At 43.2% G+C, this 15,741-nt stretch carries 14 protein-coding genes and 1 riboswitch; of the genes, 8 read left to right on the top strand and 6 right to left on the bottom strand.

Features of this window, described 5'->3' with window-relative positions:
- The first annotated feature begins 2 nt into the window (after window positions 1-2).
- Window positions 3-2,330 (top strand): acyl-CoA dehydrogenase, encoded by a 2,328-nt coding sequence (locus DBZ36_RS07205; RefSeq protein WP_199711795.1) that lies wholly within the window; start codon window positions 3-5, stop codon window positions 2,328-2,330.
- A gap of 308 nt (window positions 2,331-2,638) precedes the next feature.
- Here the strand turns inward: DBZ36_RS07205 and DBZ36_RS07200 are convergent, their stop codons facing one another.
- Entirely contained in the window at window positions 2,639-3,259 is a 621-nt protein-coding gene (locus tag DBZ36_RS07200) for a LysE family translocator (protein ID WP_120354227.1), read from the bottom strand.
- A 259-nt stretch (window positions 3,260-3,518) separates the two neighbouring features.
- On the opposite strand from DBZ36_RS07200, the gene DBZ36_RS07195 reads away from it, so the two are divergent.
- Both DBZ36_RS07195 and DBZ36_RS07190 read left to right on the top strand, forming a co-directional pair.
- Entirely contained in the window at window positions 3,519-4,673 is a 1,155-nt protein-coding gene (locus DBZ36_RS07195; RefSeq protein ID WP_147395008.1) for a GGDEF domain-containing protein, read from the top strand.
- 88 nt (window positions 4,674-4,761) lie between these two features.
- Window positions 4,762-5,241, top strand: a complete 480-nt coding sequence (locus DBZ36_RS07190) for an FKBP-type peptidyl-prolyl cis-trans isomerase (RefSeq protein ID WP_120354225.1) — start codon at window positions 4,762-4,764, stop codon at window positions 5,239-5,241.
- Window positions 5,242-5,263: 22 nt separating this feature from the next.
- Here the strand turns inward: DBZ36_RS07190 and DBZ36_RS07185 are convergent, their stop codons facing one another.
- The 5 genes from DBZ36_RS07185 to DBZ36_RS07165 are packed head-to-tail and all read right to left on the bottom strand — an operon-like array spanning window position 5,264 to window position 10,563.
- Window positions 5,264-6,811 carry a phospholipase D family protein gene (locus DBZ36_RS07185; RefSeq protein ID WP_120354224.1) on the bottom strand — a complete coding sequence of 516 codons (1,548 nt, stop codon included), beginning with the start codon at window positions 6,809-6,811 and terminating at the stop codon, window positions 5,264-5,266.
- A gap of 9 nt (window positions 6,812-6,820) precedes the next feature.
- Complete coding sequence (locus tag DBZ36_RS07180) at window positions 6,821-7,228, bottom strand: hypothetical protein (RefSeq protein ID WP_120354223.1); 408 nt, start codon at window positions 7,226-7,228, stop codon at window positions 6,821-6,823.
- Entirely contained in the window at window positions 7,225-8,166 is a 942-nt protein-coding gene (locus tag DBZ36_RS07175) for a GGDEF domain-containing response regulator (RefSeq protein ID WP_120354222.1), read from the bottom strand. Before DBZ36_RS07175 ends, DBZ36_RS07180 begins: the two co-directional genes overlap by 4 nt.
- Window positions 8,167-8,224: 58 nt before the next feature.
- A complete protein-coding gene (locus DBZ36_RS07170) occupies window positions 8,225-8,860 on the bottom strand; it encodes a response regulator (protein ID WP_120354221.1) in 636 nt (211 codons plus the stop codon).
- Between the two features lie 26 nt (window positions 8,861-8,886).
- On the bottom strand, window positions 8,887-10,563 hold the full coding sequence (locus DBZ36_RS07165) for a type IV pili methyl-accepting chemotaxis transducer N-terminal domain-containing protein (RefSeq protein ID WP_147395007.1): 1,677 nt from the start codon (window positions 10,561-10,563) through the stop codon (window positions 8,887-8,889).
- Between the two features lie 141 nt (window positions 10,564-10,704).
- Window positions 10,705-10,863: riboswitch (molybdenum cofactor riboswitch) on the top strand.
- Between DBZ36_RS07165 and moaA the strand changes: the two genes are divergently transcribed.
- The 5 genes from moaA (at window position 10,849) to DBZ36_RS07140 (ending at window position 15,741) form a co-directional block, all read left to right on the top strand.
- A complete protein-coding gene (gene moaA, locus DBZ36_RS07160; protein WP_120354219.1) occupies window positions 10,849-11,823 on the top strand; it encodes a GTP 3',8-cyclase MoaA in 975 nt (324 codons plus the stop codon). It overlaps the preceding riboswitch by 15 nt.
- 133 nt (window positions 11,824-11,956) lie before the next feature.
- Window positions 11,957-12,451, top strand: a complete 495-nt coding sequence (gene napF, locus DBZ36_RS07155; protein ID WP_120354218.1) for a ferredoxin-type protein NapF — start codon at window positions 11,957-11,959, stop codon at window positions 12,449-12,451.
- A complete protein-coding gene (locus tag DBZ36_RS07150) occupies window positions 12,448-12,720 on the top strand; it encodes a chaperone NapD (RefSeq protein ID WP_158589043.1) in 273 nt (90 codons plus the stop codon). The genes napF and DBZ36_RS07150 overlap by 4 nt, the downstream gene beginning before the upstream one ends.
- A 56-nt stretch (window positions 12,721-12,776) precedes the next feature.
- Window positions 12,777-15,266, top strand: coding sequence for a nitrate reductase catalytic subunit NapA (napA, locus tag DBZ36_RS07145; protein ID WP_120354216.1), 2,490 nt, complete (start codon window positions 12,777-12,779; stop codon window positions 15,264-15,266).
- A 10-nt stretch (window positions 15,267-15,276) separates the two neighbouring features.
- Window positions 15,277-15,741: a nitrate reductase cytochrome c-type subunit gene (locus DBZ36_RS07140; protein WP_120354215.1), complete on the top strand. Its 465-nt coding sequence runs from the start codon at window positions 15,277-15,279 to the stop codon at window positions 15,739-15,741.

Here is a 15,741-nt window from a genome sequence, read left to right as displayed (position 1 = left end):
TTATGGAAATTTTACTCTTACTACTGATTGCAATCGGGGTGCTTATGGCAATCCCGGAGACGCGCAAACGATTCTTCACTAAACCAATTTTTGGGATTTTTAAGAAGATACTACCGCCTTTGTCACAGACCGAACAAGAAGCGATGGAAGCTGGCTCAGTTTGGTGGGACGGCGAACTCTTCGCTGGCAAGCCTAACTGGGAAACCCTTCATAACTACCCAAAGCCAACTTTGCGCGAAGACGAACAAGCCTTCTTAGATGAGCAAGTTACGACCTTACTTAAGATGATTGATGACTTCGACATTGTGCAAAACCAGCGCGATTTACCTGAAGAGGTATGGAATTATCTTAAAACTCAAGGCTTCTTCGCACTTATTATTCCAAAGAGCTTTGGTGGACGCGAATTCTCCGCCATTGCCAATTCAACGATTGTAACTACAATCGCAACTCGCAGTTTGTCAGTTGCGGTAACGGTAATGGTTCCTAACTCTTTAGGTCCTGGTGAGCTATTGATGCACTATGGTACCGATGAGCAAAAACAACGTTGGTTACCTAATCTAGCCAATGGTACCGATGTGCCTTGCTTTGCCTTAACTGGCCCCGAAGCGGGAAGCGACGCTGGTGCAATTCCAGACAAAGGCATAGTCTGCATGGGTGATTATCAAGGCGAACAAGTACTTGGTATTCGTTTAAATTGGAACAAGCGCTACATCACCTTAGCACCAGCATCAACAGTGCTAGGTCTTGCTTTTAAATTGTTTGATCCAGATTCTTTACTTGGGGAAACCAAAGACATAGGTATTACCTGCGCCCTAATTCCTTGTGACCATCCGGGTGTCAGGGTAGGGGATAGGCACTTTCCACTTGGTTTAGCCTTTATGAACGGCCCGACCTTTGGTAAAGATGTGTTTATTCCAATTGATTGGATTATCGGTGGTCCTGAGTTCGCCGGTAAAGGTTGGCGCATGCTAGTTGAATGCCTGTCTGCTGGTCGCGGAATTTCGCTACCTGCACTGGGCACCGCAGTTGGACACATGAGCTCACGTGCTACCAGTGCATATGCTTATGTACGCAAACAGTTTGGTTTGTCGATTGGTAAATTCGAAGGTGTTGAAGAAGCATTAGGTCGTATTGGTGGTATGACTTATCAGTTAGAGGCCACGCGTCGTATGACCGCTGGCGCTATTGATTTGGACCAAAGTCCAGCAATTGTGACAGCTATTTCTAAATACCACATGACTGAAATGGCACGTACTGTACTAAATGACGCAATGGATATTCACGCTGGCCGCGCAATACAACTCGGCGAACTTAACTATTTAGGTCATGCTTATAATGGTGTTCCGGTTGCGATTACTGTTGAAGGCGCAAATATCTTGACGCGTAACTTGATGATCTTCGGTCAAGGCGCGACTCGTTGTCACCCGTATGTACTTAAAGAGTTACAAGCGGCGTCAAATCCAGACGAAGAAGCAGGTTTGAATCAGTTTGACCAAGTGCTGCTTAAACATATAGCCTTTGGTACCGGAAACTTCTTTGCCAGCTTATGGCAAGGTCTAAGTGGCGCCCGTTTTAATTCCAGCCCTGTCAACGGCGAAACAGCTGTTTACTATCGTCAATTGAGCCGTATGAGTAGAGGTCTTGCCTTGTGTGCTGATTTCTCTATGTTAATCATGGGCGGTGACCTCAAACGTAAAGAGCGAATATCTGCACGTTTAGGCGATGTACTCAGTCATCTCTACCTAGCGTCAGCTACCCTGAAGTATTTCCAAGATGAAGGCAGTCGTAGCGCAGATTTACCGTTTGTAAAATGGGCTATTGAGCGTAACTTGTTTGAAATTGGTCAGGCTTTTGATGGCTATTTTAAGAACTTCCCGAATCGCGTGGTCGCAAATATTCTTAAACGCGTAGTATTCCCGTTTGGAAATCGTTTTGAAATGCCTAACGATGAACATTGTCATGATATTTGTGTAACTATGATGACACCAGGTGAAGACCGCGAACGTTTGACTTCGCTTTGCCAAATTGCTGGTGGTAAAGGCGATGCTGTTGGAGTAATAGAAGAAGCATTTTTAGCAATGGCGAAAGTTCAGCCGCTAGAAAAAATTATTACCAAAGCGCAACGTGAGAAAAAACTACCGCGTAAAATCCCAATGGATGAGCTTGCTCAGTTAGCACTTGATGCTGGAATCATTGACGATGGCCAAGCCGCTCAGCTGGTTGAAGCTGACCGTTTACGTTTCCAAGCCATTCAGGTTGATCACTTCGAACCCGGTGTATTGGAAGGTAATAACGCCAGTTTGAAAGCTAAGCAGGCGCTAGAGGTATAGTTTCATTCGCACGTAAGACATAACTCGTACCAAAACCACTGAGCTCATTCAGTGGTTTTTTCGTTTTGGACTGGGTAATGGACAACTCGTTGTTAGTTGAGAACCTTGGTGCTATCACTAAAAGAGTCTCATGGAGGAACTCTTTTACATAAATTATACGGTCTAGATAATAGACGAATGATGGCGTATTGATACGTGATGCTTAATTTAAATTCAAAGAGCTAGCCTGAACCCAGCTTCTTTTGTAGAGGTGTTTATTCAGTTAGCATCTCTTTTATAGTACTTGCCAAACACCGCAAAGTTAGTTGTTAAGCCACAAGTAACCAGATGGCGACAGCCATCATTAGTGAGCCAGCTATCCTATTCATCAATCGTACGTTTTCTGCCTGACCTAGTAGCTTTTTAAGTCCTTTGCCGCCACTGGCGTATAAGCTCATGCACACAAACTCAGATACCAGAATAATTCCAACTAATACAGCAAGTTGCGGGGCTAGAGCTAATTCTGCGTTGATAAATGGCGGTAGTAGTGAAATCATAAACGCCCATCCTTTAGGATTCGCGATTGCAGTCACAAATCCTTGAGCAACTAAATCCCAGTCTTTATCGACTGCTACAGTTTGCTGTTCAGCACTCATGGCTAATTTGCCACGCGAACGCCACATTTGAATACCCAAGTAGCCAAGGTAACTAGCGCCGATAATCTTAAAGGCTGTAAATGCCCACGGGTATTGCAACATGACACTTGCAACCCCCAGAACGGCAGCCACTGCAACTACAGCAACACCAACTAATTCTCCTGCCATCATCCATAAAGTACGCTTGTAACCAATACTCATACCGAGGCTTAAAGCCAAGGTCATACACATACCTGGTGTGATAGAAACAAAGAAGAAAGTTGGGATAAAAATCAAAAGAATAGAACTGTCCATGAATGCTCGACGATTGTAGTTAAATGCTTAAACAAGCTAAAGAAATGAAGCTAACAGCAATTTCGATCCATGTCATCCCTATAAGCTGTAATGACAAGTGCGTTGTTTTGTTGGGTAAGTGTTGTTTTGGAGTATGCTTGCGACTTTCATCTATCATTTGTTTTTGTCACAAACCAACAATAACATACACTGTTAATTCGGCTAACGATGAACCATAAAGGAAGCGATTATCGAAAACTTGCCGCGAAATGAACAAGATGTGTCACTGTTTATTCAAAATGACATCAATCAACGCAATGCGTCGCGCACGGTTAAAGTTGTCGCTGTCGCATTGTTCTTTTTCAACTTATTGGTTATTACTAGCGAATTAGAACTTTCGAATGGGCAAGATGCTCGTTTGATGTATTTAACTTTGCATCATTTTAGTTTCAAGCTTATCAATGCAGTGTTTATTATGCTTCTAGCGGCACATCCGGCTGCTTTAGGTCATAGGCTTGGTATTTCCCATTCTGCTTATGTGGATCTTTCGTATGTAATTATTACAGCCGTTTGCGCTGTTGGTACGGCTGTTACTATAAGTGTATATGGACGGATTAACTTGGCGGTGGTTATCCTCCATGGCTTGTTAGGCGGCATGGTCTTTGTTCCACTAAGACGACTTTGTATTATTTTGGGGTTTGGTTCACTACTTTATTGCCTGAGCTCTTTTTACTTTATTGCGATTGGGGATATACACGCGAGCATTGATTTCTTAAGGTATTTTATTGTTATCGGTTTCGCCTTGGTATTGGAAGTATTGCTTGATAATGAAAATCAGCGATATTTTGAAATGCGCGAAAGAGTATTAAAGCAAAACATTAAATTGCAACACAAAGAAGAGCAGCTTCAAATTTTAAACGCGCGCTTGGAGCAACAAATGTTAACGGACTCGTTAACAGGGCTTAGTAATCGCAGAGCATTTGATGAAAGATATCATCAGGAATGGCGACGCGCTCAGCGCAGCGGTTCTAGCTTAGCGCTCTTGATGATAGATGTTGATCACTTTAAACAACTTAATGACACTCAGGGTCATTTAAAGGGTGATGAAGCTCTGGTTTCACTTGGTATGATGTTTAGGCATCAAGTCAAACGAAGCTCAGATATGGCTGCTCGCATTGGAGGTGAAGAATTTGCTGTTTTACTACCAGAGACTAACTTGGACGAAGCAAAGCTTGTCGGAGAAAGAATAAAAGCTGCCGTTGCAATGTTGGCCTTTAAACATAAGAGTTCGACGGGGCAGTTTTTAACGCTTAGCATTGGCTGCCATGCTGTTAAAGTGGACAAAGATACTGACAAGAAAATATTGCTAAATACGGCTGATAAAGCAATGTATCAGGCTAAAAATAGTGGAAGAAATAAGGTTTTAGCTATTTAAACAATTAAAGTCGGATCAATTTTTTGAGACAAGTTAAAGAACAAGGTAGAATCCACGCCACACTCAAGATGTATAAAAGGCAAACACTTTGATAAAACAACATTCAGTCGTTACATTAAACTATAAGGTTCAGACTGCTGGCGAGCTTATCGACCAAAGCCCTGAAAACGAGCCATTAGTAGTTATTATAGGTCTCGGTCAGTTAATTCCTGGCCTTGAGTCAGAGCTTATGGGTAAACAAACAAGCGATAAGTTTGAAGTTGAGATTGAAGCTGTAAATGCTTATGGCGAGCGTTCAGAAGATTTACTGCAAGCGGTGCCTGTGAGCATGTTTGGTGAACATACCCCCGAACCCGGAATGCAATTTAGAGCTACGACCGATCAAGGCGAACAATCAGTAATGATTTTAGCCATCGAAGGTGAAGAAGTGATCATCGACGGTAACCATCCGCTATCGGGCTTAGACCTCAAGTTCAATGTTGAAATCATTGATGTACGAGAGGCCACTGCAGAAGAGATTGAGCACGGCCATGTACATAGTGAAGGTGGTTGTGGTCACCAACACTAAGTGTTAATGCAAAGGGGTAGGGTTAAAGCTGCCCTTCTATAGGTAAGATCCGCGACACAAACGCCTGAAATCTGCGCGAGAAACCGGCTTCTGGCTCGGTTCTATATATGTTAACCGCGCCACTTTCTTCGCGCTCCTCCCACTGAATATTCCCTTTACCATCTAAGCTTACTAAGTAACTTAGGTATGGGACTTTAGTCTCTAGGCCCTGAGATGCATTTTGATTGAGTTGAGGGCATTGCATCACAATCCCCATTTCGGTATTTATTTCAATTGAACGGGGATCCCAGTTGAAGCTACCAACAAAGAGATGGCTATCGTCAACGACAAAGAATTTACTATGCAAAGAAGACTTGGATTCACCTTTACCAATAAACGAGATATTTGTGCTGTCGCTAAATGGTTTAATTTCCCAAATCTTTATGCCTGCTTCTAACAATCGCTTGCGATACCGAGCATAGCCACCGTGTACAACAGCGACATCAGTTGCAGCTAGGCTGTTGGTTATTATATCAATTTTTATCCCGGATTGCGCCGCTGCTACTAGCGCTTCAGTTCCGCTTTTTCCAGGCACAAAATAAGGTGAACTGACAATTATTCGTCGCTTAGCTTGACCAAGCACGCCCGCAAGTTGAGCTGCGAGTTGACTTTCATCGTGCTCTTGATTCACGAATTTCCCCGGCGTATCAACTAAAAGGCTCGCCTCGCATTCATAGCTGGCCGCGAGGAATTGATCATTCGCTAGTGCTACTCGATACTTAGAAAACTGTTGCAAGTAAGGGGCGATGTCTCTATTTGCCAGACTGTTCTCTAAGCCTAATAATTGCGCTTTTACGTCAATTTCACTGTCTACAAACAGCTCAATGGGGTAGCTTCGTTCAGAGTTCCAATAATGGTCAAATGAAGCGGATACCTCGTGGACTATCGGGCCAAATCCTACGACATCTGCATCATAAAATTGCAGGTCTCGTTTGGCTTTAAAATAGACATCACTGATATTACGTCCCCCGACAATGGTGACCTGATTATCTGCAGTTAACGATTTGTTATGCATGCGGCCGTTAAGACGTTTAAAGTCGAATAGCATTGAACTTATTTTGGAACTACGTTTGTAAAAAGCATTAAACAAGCGGACCTCCATATTAGGATGGCTCGATAGTGCGGCTAACAAATCATCCATGTCATCGCTACCAAGATCGTCTAACAACAGGCGGACTCGTTTCCCATTCTGAGCAGCCATGTAAAGTTTGCTTAAGAATAGTTCACCAGTGAGGTCACGCTTTAGAATATAGTATTGAGCGTCAATTCCTTTTTCAGCATGGTCTATTAAGGCGATGCGCGCAGCGTAGGCGTCCAGTCCGTCAGTAATCGGAATGATTGCACTGTTGTTTGTTTGCAAAGCTAAAGAGTCAACGCGCATAGCAACTAAGGAGTTGGGGTCAGACTCGAACAAGTAACTGGGCGTTTTATATTGTTGAATTTTAGTCTCGCTTGGGCGCTGACTACAAGCGCTTACAAGCAACACTAGGCTATAACAAACAACGAGTCTTTTGATGTATACAAGGTTCATGTATGTTTCCTAGTTGTCGATTTTTTTTAAGAATTGCGCCGGTGTTTTTAATACTTTCCAGTCTGATTCTGAATAAGCATCAAGGCCAAGTGGAGCCACTCGTAAAAATAAATTTTTCGACGTTTCTAAACTTAACTCACACAAAATGCTTTGGTCAGATACGCCTCGAAAAATATCACCTTGATCAAAGCCAAGGTGTCGCAAAGGACTGTTTTTGGCAAGCTTAGAAATATACAAATACTGACGCTCTTGGCCAAGGTCAATAATATCGACTAGCGCAAACTCTGCCTGCAATACCGCCTGTTGTTTAGGACACAAGGCTTGGGCTACTTCCAAGCTTTTATGTACTGAATATATGTAAAAAAAGATACCAATTAGAATGACAATAAATGCCGCGATTACACCTCTAAATCTCATAGGCTGCTCTGTTCAATATGATGGAAAGTGTTTCGCCCTTTGCCTTTTGCTTGATACAAGGCTTCATCCGAAATCTGAGTCAATTGTTGTGGGCTTATATTCTGGCATTGTTCGCAAAAGCTGATACCAACACTAATTGTTATCAAGTCATAGCTAGATTTTTTGTGTTCGATTGCCAATTCTTGAATACATTTGAGAATCGCCTTTGCTTTCGAGATACCGCCATCTAGGTTGGTATTGGGCAAAATCATTGCAAACTCTTCACCACCGTAACGACAGGCTAAATCACCGGGCCTTAAACTTAGACGATCTAAAGCTTGGGCAACCTTACCTAAACAGTGATCGCCAGCAATATGGCCGTAATAATCGTTATAGTTTTTAAACCAATCTATATCGCAAAGCAATAAGACTAGCGGTTGTTTATCGCGTTGGGAACGCTTGAGCTCACGTGAAAGGTGAAGGTCAAATTCTCTACGATTTGCAATACCCGTGAGTCCATCTAAGCTAACTTGTTTTTCCAAAATCAAGTTAGCCTGCGATAATTGGTCTTGAGTTTGTATGAGTTGCTTCCGCATTCTAGAGATGCGTTCCATGGCCTGCATTTTAGCATCTAGAATAATTTTATTAATTGGCTTAACTAAATAGTCGTCCGCACCACATTCGATCCCATACAAAATGTCTTGAGGTTCAGCTTTGCCGCTTAAGAAGATAACCGGTACCCAATTTTGTGATTGCTCGCGTAATTGACGAACGACTTCATAGCCGTCCATTTCCGGCATCACGATATCGAGTAGTACCAAATCCGGCTGGTGCTGCTGAAATAGTTGTAAGGCTTGAGCTCCGCTGCCGGCGATCACAACCTCATGGCCTAGCGCCTTAAGAAAGGTGCTAGTGACGAGTTGTTCGGTACGCGTATCATCTACCAATAAGGTTTTCATCTAAAGACCCATCCTTGGCCCTATAAACTATTGGCTGTAATTAGCAAGCTACAGCAAATTAGTTTAAGTGTTCCAAATACATCACGGTCATTTCTACCCGAGACTTGGCTTTTAGCTTGCGCAATAGGGATTTAACATGAACTTTGACGGTACCTTCAGTTATGTTTAATGCATCTGCGACTTCACGATTACTCAGACCTCGCGCAATATGCTGCAGGGTTTGTAGTTCGCGACGGGTTAAGTCTTCGAGACGATGGTGGAAGTCATCAATATCGTCTAAGCAATCCAAATACGGAATGAGTTGTTCACTGATGGCTTGCTGTCCACCAATGGCTTGACGAAGTGTGCTGACTAAAGCATCTGGATCCATATCTTTTAGTAGATAGCCGTCAGCTCCTGCGTTGATCAAGCGGATGACATCATTCTTTGAGTCCGATACGGTTAGAATGATGATGCGGCAATTAACGTCTTTCTCACGCAGCATTTTAAGGGTGTCGAAACCTGACAAGCCCTTCATATTTAGGTCTAGCAAAATCAGATCAAAATCGTGTTCTTGGGCTAGGTCTATAGCAGCTGCGCCGTCACTAGCTTCAGCGACGACTTCAAAGTCATCCTCTGCTTGTAAAAATTGCACGACGCCTTTGCGCATTAATGGGTGGTCGTCAACGACCAAAGTACGAATAATGTCAGACATAAGGTATTGGTGACTCCTTCCTGGGTCTAAACCGAAAACTTCAACTCAACGCATAAACCGCCGAGATGACTTTGTGTAAATAGTAGTTGCCCATTTAGGCGTTCGCTTCGTTCGCGCATTATCTGCAGACCGAAGTGATCTGCCTTTGCAATCAAATTGGCGTCGCTGGCGCCGTTATCTTCGACACGGATAGTTATTTCGCGCTTATTTTGACTACAATTAATTTGAATATTATCACACTGTGCATGCTTTATGGCATTGATTGTTGCTTCCCTAACTAACTGAATTACGTGGATCTGTAGGTCGGCGGGGAGATTGTCATTTGATAACTGACTGTATAATTGAATCCGATGCTGGGATTGCTCATCGAGTTGCTTGACGATCGCTTTTAATGACTCGCTTAACAAGGCTTCTTTTACACTCAGTCGGAAAGTCGTTAACAACTGCCGTAGTTGCAAGTAAGACTGAGATATCACCATTTGTAACTCATCTATATAAGATTGGGTTTTATCATTTACCGGATTATTATCTAGTTCTCGTTTTAATAGAGATATCTGGATCTTCATATAAGAAAGACTTTGGGCTAAAGAATCGTGAAGCTCCCGTGCAATGGTTGCGCGCTCATCCAAAATGAGTAGCTTTTGTTGCTGAACGATATGCCTTTCAAAATGAAGTGCACGGCTTATTGCCAAGCCATATGCTTGGATTAAAGGGGCATAACCATCGACATGTTGGGGGAGACCAAGTTGTCCAAATTCTAGTTGGTTAAAACTAAGACCAACCCAGTTCCAGGTTTGATCTTGACCCCGCAGCAATGTTTGTTTTCGGGCATTAAGCTGTAAGCAAGCACCACTAATATCGAGTTGCTCAATTAAGATATCCAACGAATGCAATAAATGCAGGTCACTTAACTCAAGTTGTTGCAAAATTCCTTGTACAGCATATAGAGAACTAAGTTCTCGATTCGTAGTTTGAAGCTGATTGGTTTTGTCGCTAACTTGTTGCTCTAACGTGCTATACATGCTTTCGAGCTGTTTCGTCATCGTTGACATGGTATCGCTAAGCTTATGGATTTCTAAACAAGAGGTTGTTGGGGACTCGACATTGAATTGACCCGCCTCTATTCGTTTGGCCATAGAAGCCAGGCCTTGTAAAGGTTCAACTAAATAACGTTTGAGGTAGTTTTGTAAACTTGCAAATAGCAACGCCATGATAACAAATGCAAATAATTGCACTCCCACCAAGGTTAAGATTTTATTTTCGGAGAGATATTGCAGGCCTTCAACAAACTTATCGATTTCGCTCACAAAGGTGACAACTTCGTCTAAAAAAAGTTGCGGATTATCACTTAATAGAAATGGTTTTAAACGAGCCCAATGTTGTTGTAACGCAAAGTAATCGCCAGCCTGATCTTTGTATATCCAATCGTTGCTATAGCGGCTTAAACTCGGCGCATGTAATGATTGCTCAAAGGCCGCAATTTTATCGTTAAGATTAGGTTGCCCACTTGAGATGCCATACGCTAAACGATAGCTTTGCATCCGCAGAGAGCCAGCAACGTTAACGGCTTCGGCATCTTTTAAGCTAGTTGCTAAACTGATCATGGAACTTAGAGCGATAACAGCAAATAAGCCTAAACTAGCAACAAAAATACGTCGGGTGGTTTGCACCAACGATGGCGAAAACAACAAATTCCTTTGCACAACCTTTCCTCTATGGACTAAATAAAGTGCGATAAGCGAGTTAAACTTATCACTTAATAGGCATAGAGCGAAGAATTTAGCGTGTTATGGCGCGTTTTACGCCCATAAGACTTAACTTCGTATCTAATATCACCTATTCTAATTTTCAATTAGAACCGAAGCCTGCGCTTTGATTCTCAAAACCAACTAAGTTCGATCTTCGAATATGTTGCGCAGGCCTTTAGTCAATTTGGCTAAACAGGGTAGGTATAGAAATGTACTTATCTCCCATACTTGGAAAGGTTTATGCTAGAAGATGCTTATGCGCGCAAATTTTATTATTTGCGCCTTTCGATTACAGATGTATGCAACTTTAGTTGCAACTATTGCTTACCGGATGGCTATCATGCTCAACATGACGAGTCATTTCTAAACCTCAGCGAAATTAAAACAGTCACGAGTGCGTTTGCGCGTTTGGGGACAAATAAAATTCGCATTACAGGTGGTGAGCCGAGCCTACGAAAAGACCTACCCGACATTATTGCCCATTGTGCCCAAACTCCGGGTATTAAAAAAGTTGCCATGACGACCAATGGCTTTCGCATGGAAAAAGACATTGAACGTTGGTTAGATGCGGGCTTAAATGCGATTAACGTTAGTGTCGATAGTCTTTTCTCTGAACAATTCAATCAAATTACTGGGACACAATCCTTCAAAAAAGTGATGGCTGGTATCGATAAAGCCGTCGATCTAGGTTTTACCAACCTTAAACTCAATAGTGTTTTGATGCGTCAAGGTCAGCAAGCTAACCTTAAGCGATTTTTGGAATGGATTAAAGATAGACCGGTTGAAGTACGTTTTATCGAATTGATGGAAATGGCTGAAAACAAAGACTACTTTGATAAGCACCACAGCAGTGGTAGTAGTTTGAAAGACCAATTGCTAGCAATGGGTTGGCAGCAGCAGATAGTCAGTAAAAATGCAGGCCCTGCCCAAGTTTTTGGCCATCGTGACTATAAAGGCAAAATTGGTTTAATTATGCCCTATAGCAAAGACTTTTGCGCAAGCTGTAACCGACTAAGAATTTCAGCAAGAGGTCACTTACACCTTTGTTTATTTAGTGATGCTGGTATTGACCTTCGTCAGTACTTACAACTAGACGATGGGGGGCTCGCATTGAGTGAGCAACTTATCATGCATATTCAAGGTAAAAAGGTTAGTCATTTCCTACATCAGCACGATTCCGGTGCAACACAAAATCTTGCGTCAATTGGTGGTTAACTTGCGAGCACTTTTTTGACTTAAATCATTGATTTAGGTCAAAGTGCATTCGCTTTATCTCTTCAGAGGTATGTTAACATCCGGTTACATTGCATACGCTTCTATATAACACCTAGATTTGGTATGTGAATTAATGCAGGAAGCGGATCAATCAAAACGGCGCTTATTTAATCGCAAATTGAAACAGCGCGCGCCATTTCAATCTCAGCTTCCTTGGCTAAAGACAGAAAAATTCGAAAGCGATTGCACCCGGTGCGGTAAATGTGTGGAAGCCTGCCCAACTAAAGTAATTGTTAACGGTGATGGCGGCTATCCGGTTTTGGATTTTCGCAAAGCCGAATGCGAACTGTGTTATGCCTGTTCAGAAACTTGCCCCGAATCACTGTTCCACCCAAACTCACATGAACCTTGGCAACAAGAGGCGAGCATTGATAGCTCACGTTGCTTAAATACTCAAGGGGTATATTGTCGCTCTTGCGCTGATAGCTGTGAACCTGAAGCCTTAAGTATTGCAGCTCAAATTGGAGGAACTGCGAGCTTAGAAGTAGATTCAGAACTTTGCTCATCATGTGGCGCATGCATCACTGTTTGCCCCGCTCAAGCCATTTCAATCAAGGTTATAGAATGACTGAAGATTACCATGTAAGTAGTGCCGTAATTTACTGTGCTGTGGACAAAATAAAGCAAACAATTTCAGCCATCTCAGAATACGAAGGGGCGGAAGTCCATGGCTTTAACCCCGAAGGAAAAATTGTGATTTCAATTGAAGGTCATGGCCGAAGAGGGGTCGTAGAAACCCTTGAGCACATTGCCAAGATTGACACTGTTATAAGCTGTAATTTGGTATATCACCAGTACGACAACGAAACAGAAAATCAAGAAAACGCTGAGACTTAAGTTAAAAGTTAAACCTGGGTAGCAATGCGACCGGGAACACATATAGAGGATCGACCATGAATTGGACTCGCCGAAAGTTTATGAAGGCCAACGCTGTTGCAGCGGCTGCTTCGGTGGCAGGAATCACCCTTCCAGCCAGTGCAACCAACCTGATCACAAGTAGTGAGCAGAACAAAGTAAATTGGGATAAAGCAGCTTGCCGCTTCTGCGGGACCGGTTGTAGCATTTTAGTAGGGACTCAAAAAGGTAAAGTTGTTGCCACCCAAGGTGACCCCGAGTCGCCGGTTAACAAAGGCCTAAACTGTATTAAAGGTTATTTCCTATCTAAAATTATGTACGGTAAAGACCGTCTAACCATGCCTTTGCTTCGTATGACCGATGGTCAATATGATAAAAATGGTGAGTTCGCCGAAGTGTCGTGGGATCAAGCTTTTGATGTCATGGCTGAAAAGTTTAAAGACGCATTAAAGGATAAAGGACCAACGTCTGTAGGTATGTTTGGTTCGGGGCAATGGACAGTTTGGGAAGGTTATGCTGCTGCAAAACTGTTAAAAGCTGGATTCCGTAGCAACAACCTTGATCCAAATGCCCGTCACTGTATGGCGTCAGCTGTTGGTGGATTCATGCGTACCTTTGGTATTGATGAGCCTATGGGCTGCTATGATGACTTAGAAGCCGCTGATGCGTTTGTACTTTGGGGCTCAAACATGGCCGAGATGCACCCTGTGCTATGGTCTCGCCTCACTGATCGCCGCCTAAGTGCTCCTAATGTAAAAGTGCATGTGCTTTCTACGTTTAAACATCGTAGTTTTGAGCTGGCTGATAACGGTATGGTATTTACCCCACAAACCGATTTAGCCATTCTTAATTATATTGCCCATTACATTATCGAAAACGACATGGTCAATGAAGACTTTGTCAGCAAGCATACTCACTTCAAACGCGCTACAACCGATATTGGCTATGGTCTGCGTGACGAACACCCAACACAAGCTAAAGCAGCAAATCCAAATAGCGGTAAAATGACCGATATGACCTTCGAAGAGTATCGTGAGTTTTTAGCGGACTATTCTTTGGATAAAGTTGCGGAGCTGTCAGGTGTTGAACCTGAAAAACTTGAAGCTTTGGCACAAACCTATGCCGATCCAAACATCAAAGTAACCTCGTTTTGGACCATGGGCTTTAACCAACATACTCGTGGTGTTTGGGCTAATAATTCGGTTTATAACATCCACCTACTTACCGGTAAAATTTCAGAGCCGGGCAATAGTCCTTTCTCGCTTACAGGACAACCTTCAGCTTGCGGTACTGCGCGTGAAGTGGGGACGTTCTCACACCGTTTGCCTGCAGACATGGTTGTTGCTAATCCAAAACACCGTGCCTTTGCTGAAGACAAATGGAACATTCCTGAAGGGACCATTCCACCAAAACCTGGCTTCCATGCTGTATTGCAAAACCGTAAGTTAAAAGACGGTGAGCTAAACGCGTATTGGGTTATGTGTAACAACAACATGCAAGCTGCGCCAAACATGAACGAAGAAGGTTTACCTGGTTACCGCAACCCTAAAAACTTCATCGTGGTTTCAGACCCTTATCCAACAGTTACAGCGCAAGCTGCTGACTTGATATTGCCAACAGCAATGTGGGTTGAGAAAGAGGGTGCTTATGGTAATGCAGAACGTCGTACACAGTTTTGGCATCAACAAGTTAAAGCCCCTGGCGAAGCAAAATCTGACCTTTGGCAGTTAGTTGAGTTTTCGAAACGCTTTGCCATTGAAGAAGTGTGGCCTGAAGACTTACTCGCTAAAATGCCAGAGCATCGCGGAAAAACGTTATTTGATGTCTTGTTCGCAAACGGCAAGGTCGACAGCTACAGCAATGACCAAATTAAACATGACCTCAATGATGAAGCGAAAGACTTTGGCTTCTACATTCAAAAAGGTTTGTTTGAAGAGTACGCCGAGTTTGGTCGTGGCAAAGCGCACGATTTGGCAGACTTTGACGTTTATCACGAAGTTCGCGGTTTACGTTGGCCGGTAGTTGACGGCAAAGAAACGAAATGGCGTTTTAAAGAAGGCTCAGATCCCTATGCTAAACCAGGCAGTGACTTTGACTTCTACGGTAAACCTGATGGTAAAGCCTTTATTATTGCGTCACCTTATGAGCCAGCTGCAGAAGAGCCAGATGAAGAGTACGACTTGTGGTTAAGCACTGGTCGCGTGCTTGAGCATTGGCATACTGGAACCATGACTAGACGTGTACCTGAACTGTATCGCGCATTTCCAGATGCGGTTGTGTTTATTCACCCCGATGACGCGAAATCACGTGGTCTGCGCCGCGGAGACGAAGTTCTTCTGAGCTCGCGCCGTGGTGAAATAAAAACACGGGTTGAGACTCGCGGTCGAAATCGACCACCAAAGGGATTGGTCTTTATGCCGTTCTTTGATGCTAAACAACTGGTTAACCGTCTAACACTTGATGCAACGGATCCGCTTTCAAAAGAAACGGATTATAAAAAGTGTGCTGTCAAAATGGTTAAGGTATAGGAGCATTGCCATGAAAAATATAATAAAGTCCTGCATTTTCATTTTGGCGACTGCTTTGGTAAGCCAAACCTACGCTGATGACGAAATGACTGGCTATAGCAACGGGGGAGTAGAGTCCCTTCGCGGAAGTACCGAGCTCTATGAAGTTTCCGACCCTGCAATGATGAAAAATCACCAAGCAGATCGAAAGCCTTATGAACCTCAGTTTGTATTTCAGCCACCATTGATTCCACATCAGGTGCGCAATTATGAAGTCGATAGCAAGGTTAATAAGTGCTTGTCTTGCCATAGCTTCAAAAATGCTCGTGATAGCGGCGCGCCACGAATCAGTGTGACACACTTCGAATCACGCGAAGGCTTAGCCTTAGCTGATGTATCACCGCGTCGTTATTTTTGCCTACAGTGCCATGTTCCGCAAGTAGATGCTGATCCCTTAGTTGAGAATGACTTCGAGAAAGTTGAGTCTTTGCAGTAA

Origin of the sequence: Alginatibacterium sediminis, assembly GCF_003610775.1 — a bacterium.
In the GTDB taxonomy this organism is placed as follows: domain Bacteria; phylum Pseudomonadota; class Gammaproteobacteria; order Enterobacterales; family Celerinatantimonadaceae; genus Alginatibacterium; species Alginatibacterium sediminis.
Note: the sequence above shows the minus strand (reverse complement) of the source record. Positions and strands in the feature narration are given on the sequence as shown.

What these genes read in the sequence shown, in the direction of transcription:
- DBZ36_RS07205 (WP_199711795.1), top strand. Translation starts at nt 3, where the DNA reads ATGGAAATTTTACTCTTACTACTGATTGCAATCGGGGTGCTTATGGCA.
- DBZ36_RS07140 (WP_120354215.1), top strand. Translation starts at nt 15,277, where the DNA reads ATGAAAAATATAATAAAGTCCTGCATTTTCATTTTGGCGACTGCTTTG.
- DBZ36_RS07150 (WP_158589043.1), top strand. Translation starts at nt 12,448, where the DNA reads ATGACTGAAGATTACCATGTAAGTAGTGCCGTAATTTACTGTGCTGTG.
- DBZ36_RS07170 (WP_120354221.1), bottom strand. Translation starts at nt 8,860, where the DNA reads ATGTCTGACATTATTCGTACTTTGGTCGTTGACGACCACCCATTAATG.
- DBZ36_RS07200 (WP_120354227.1), bottom strand. Translation starts at nt 3,259, where the DNA reads ATGGACAGTTCTATTCTTTTGATTTTTATCCCAACTTTCTTCTTTGTT.
- DBZ36_RS07180 (WP_120354223.1), bottom strand. Translation starts at nt 7,228, where the DNA reads ATGAGATTTAGAGGTGTAATCGCGGCATTTATTGTCATTCTAATTGGT.
- napA (WP_120354216.1), top strand. Translation starts at nt 12,777, where the DNA reads ATGAATTGGACTCGCCGAAAGTTTATGAAGGCCAACGCTGTTGCAGCG.
- DBZ36_RS07185 (WP_120354224.1), bottom strand. Translation starts at nt 6,811, where the DNA reads ATGAACCTTGTATACATCAAAAGACTCGTTGTTTGTTATAGCCTAGTG.
- napF (WP_120354218.1), top strand. Translation starts at nt 11,957, where the DNA reads ATGCAGGAAGCGGATCAATCAAAACGGCGCTTATTTAATCGCAAATTG.
- DBZ36_RS07175 (WP_120354222.1), bottom strand. Translation starts at nt 8,166, where the DNA reads ATGAAAACCTTATTGGTAGATGATACGCGTACCGAACAACTCGTCACT.
- moaA (WP_120354219.1), top strand. Translation starts at nt 10,849, where the DNA reads ATGCTAGAAGATGCTTATGCGCGCAAATTTTATTATTTGCGCCTTTCG.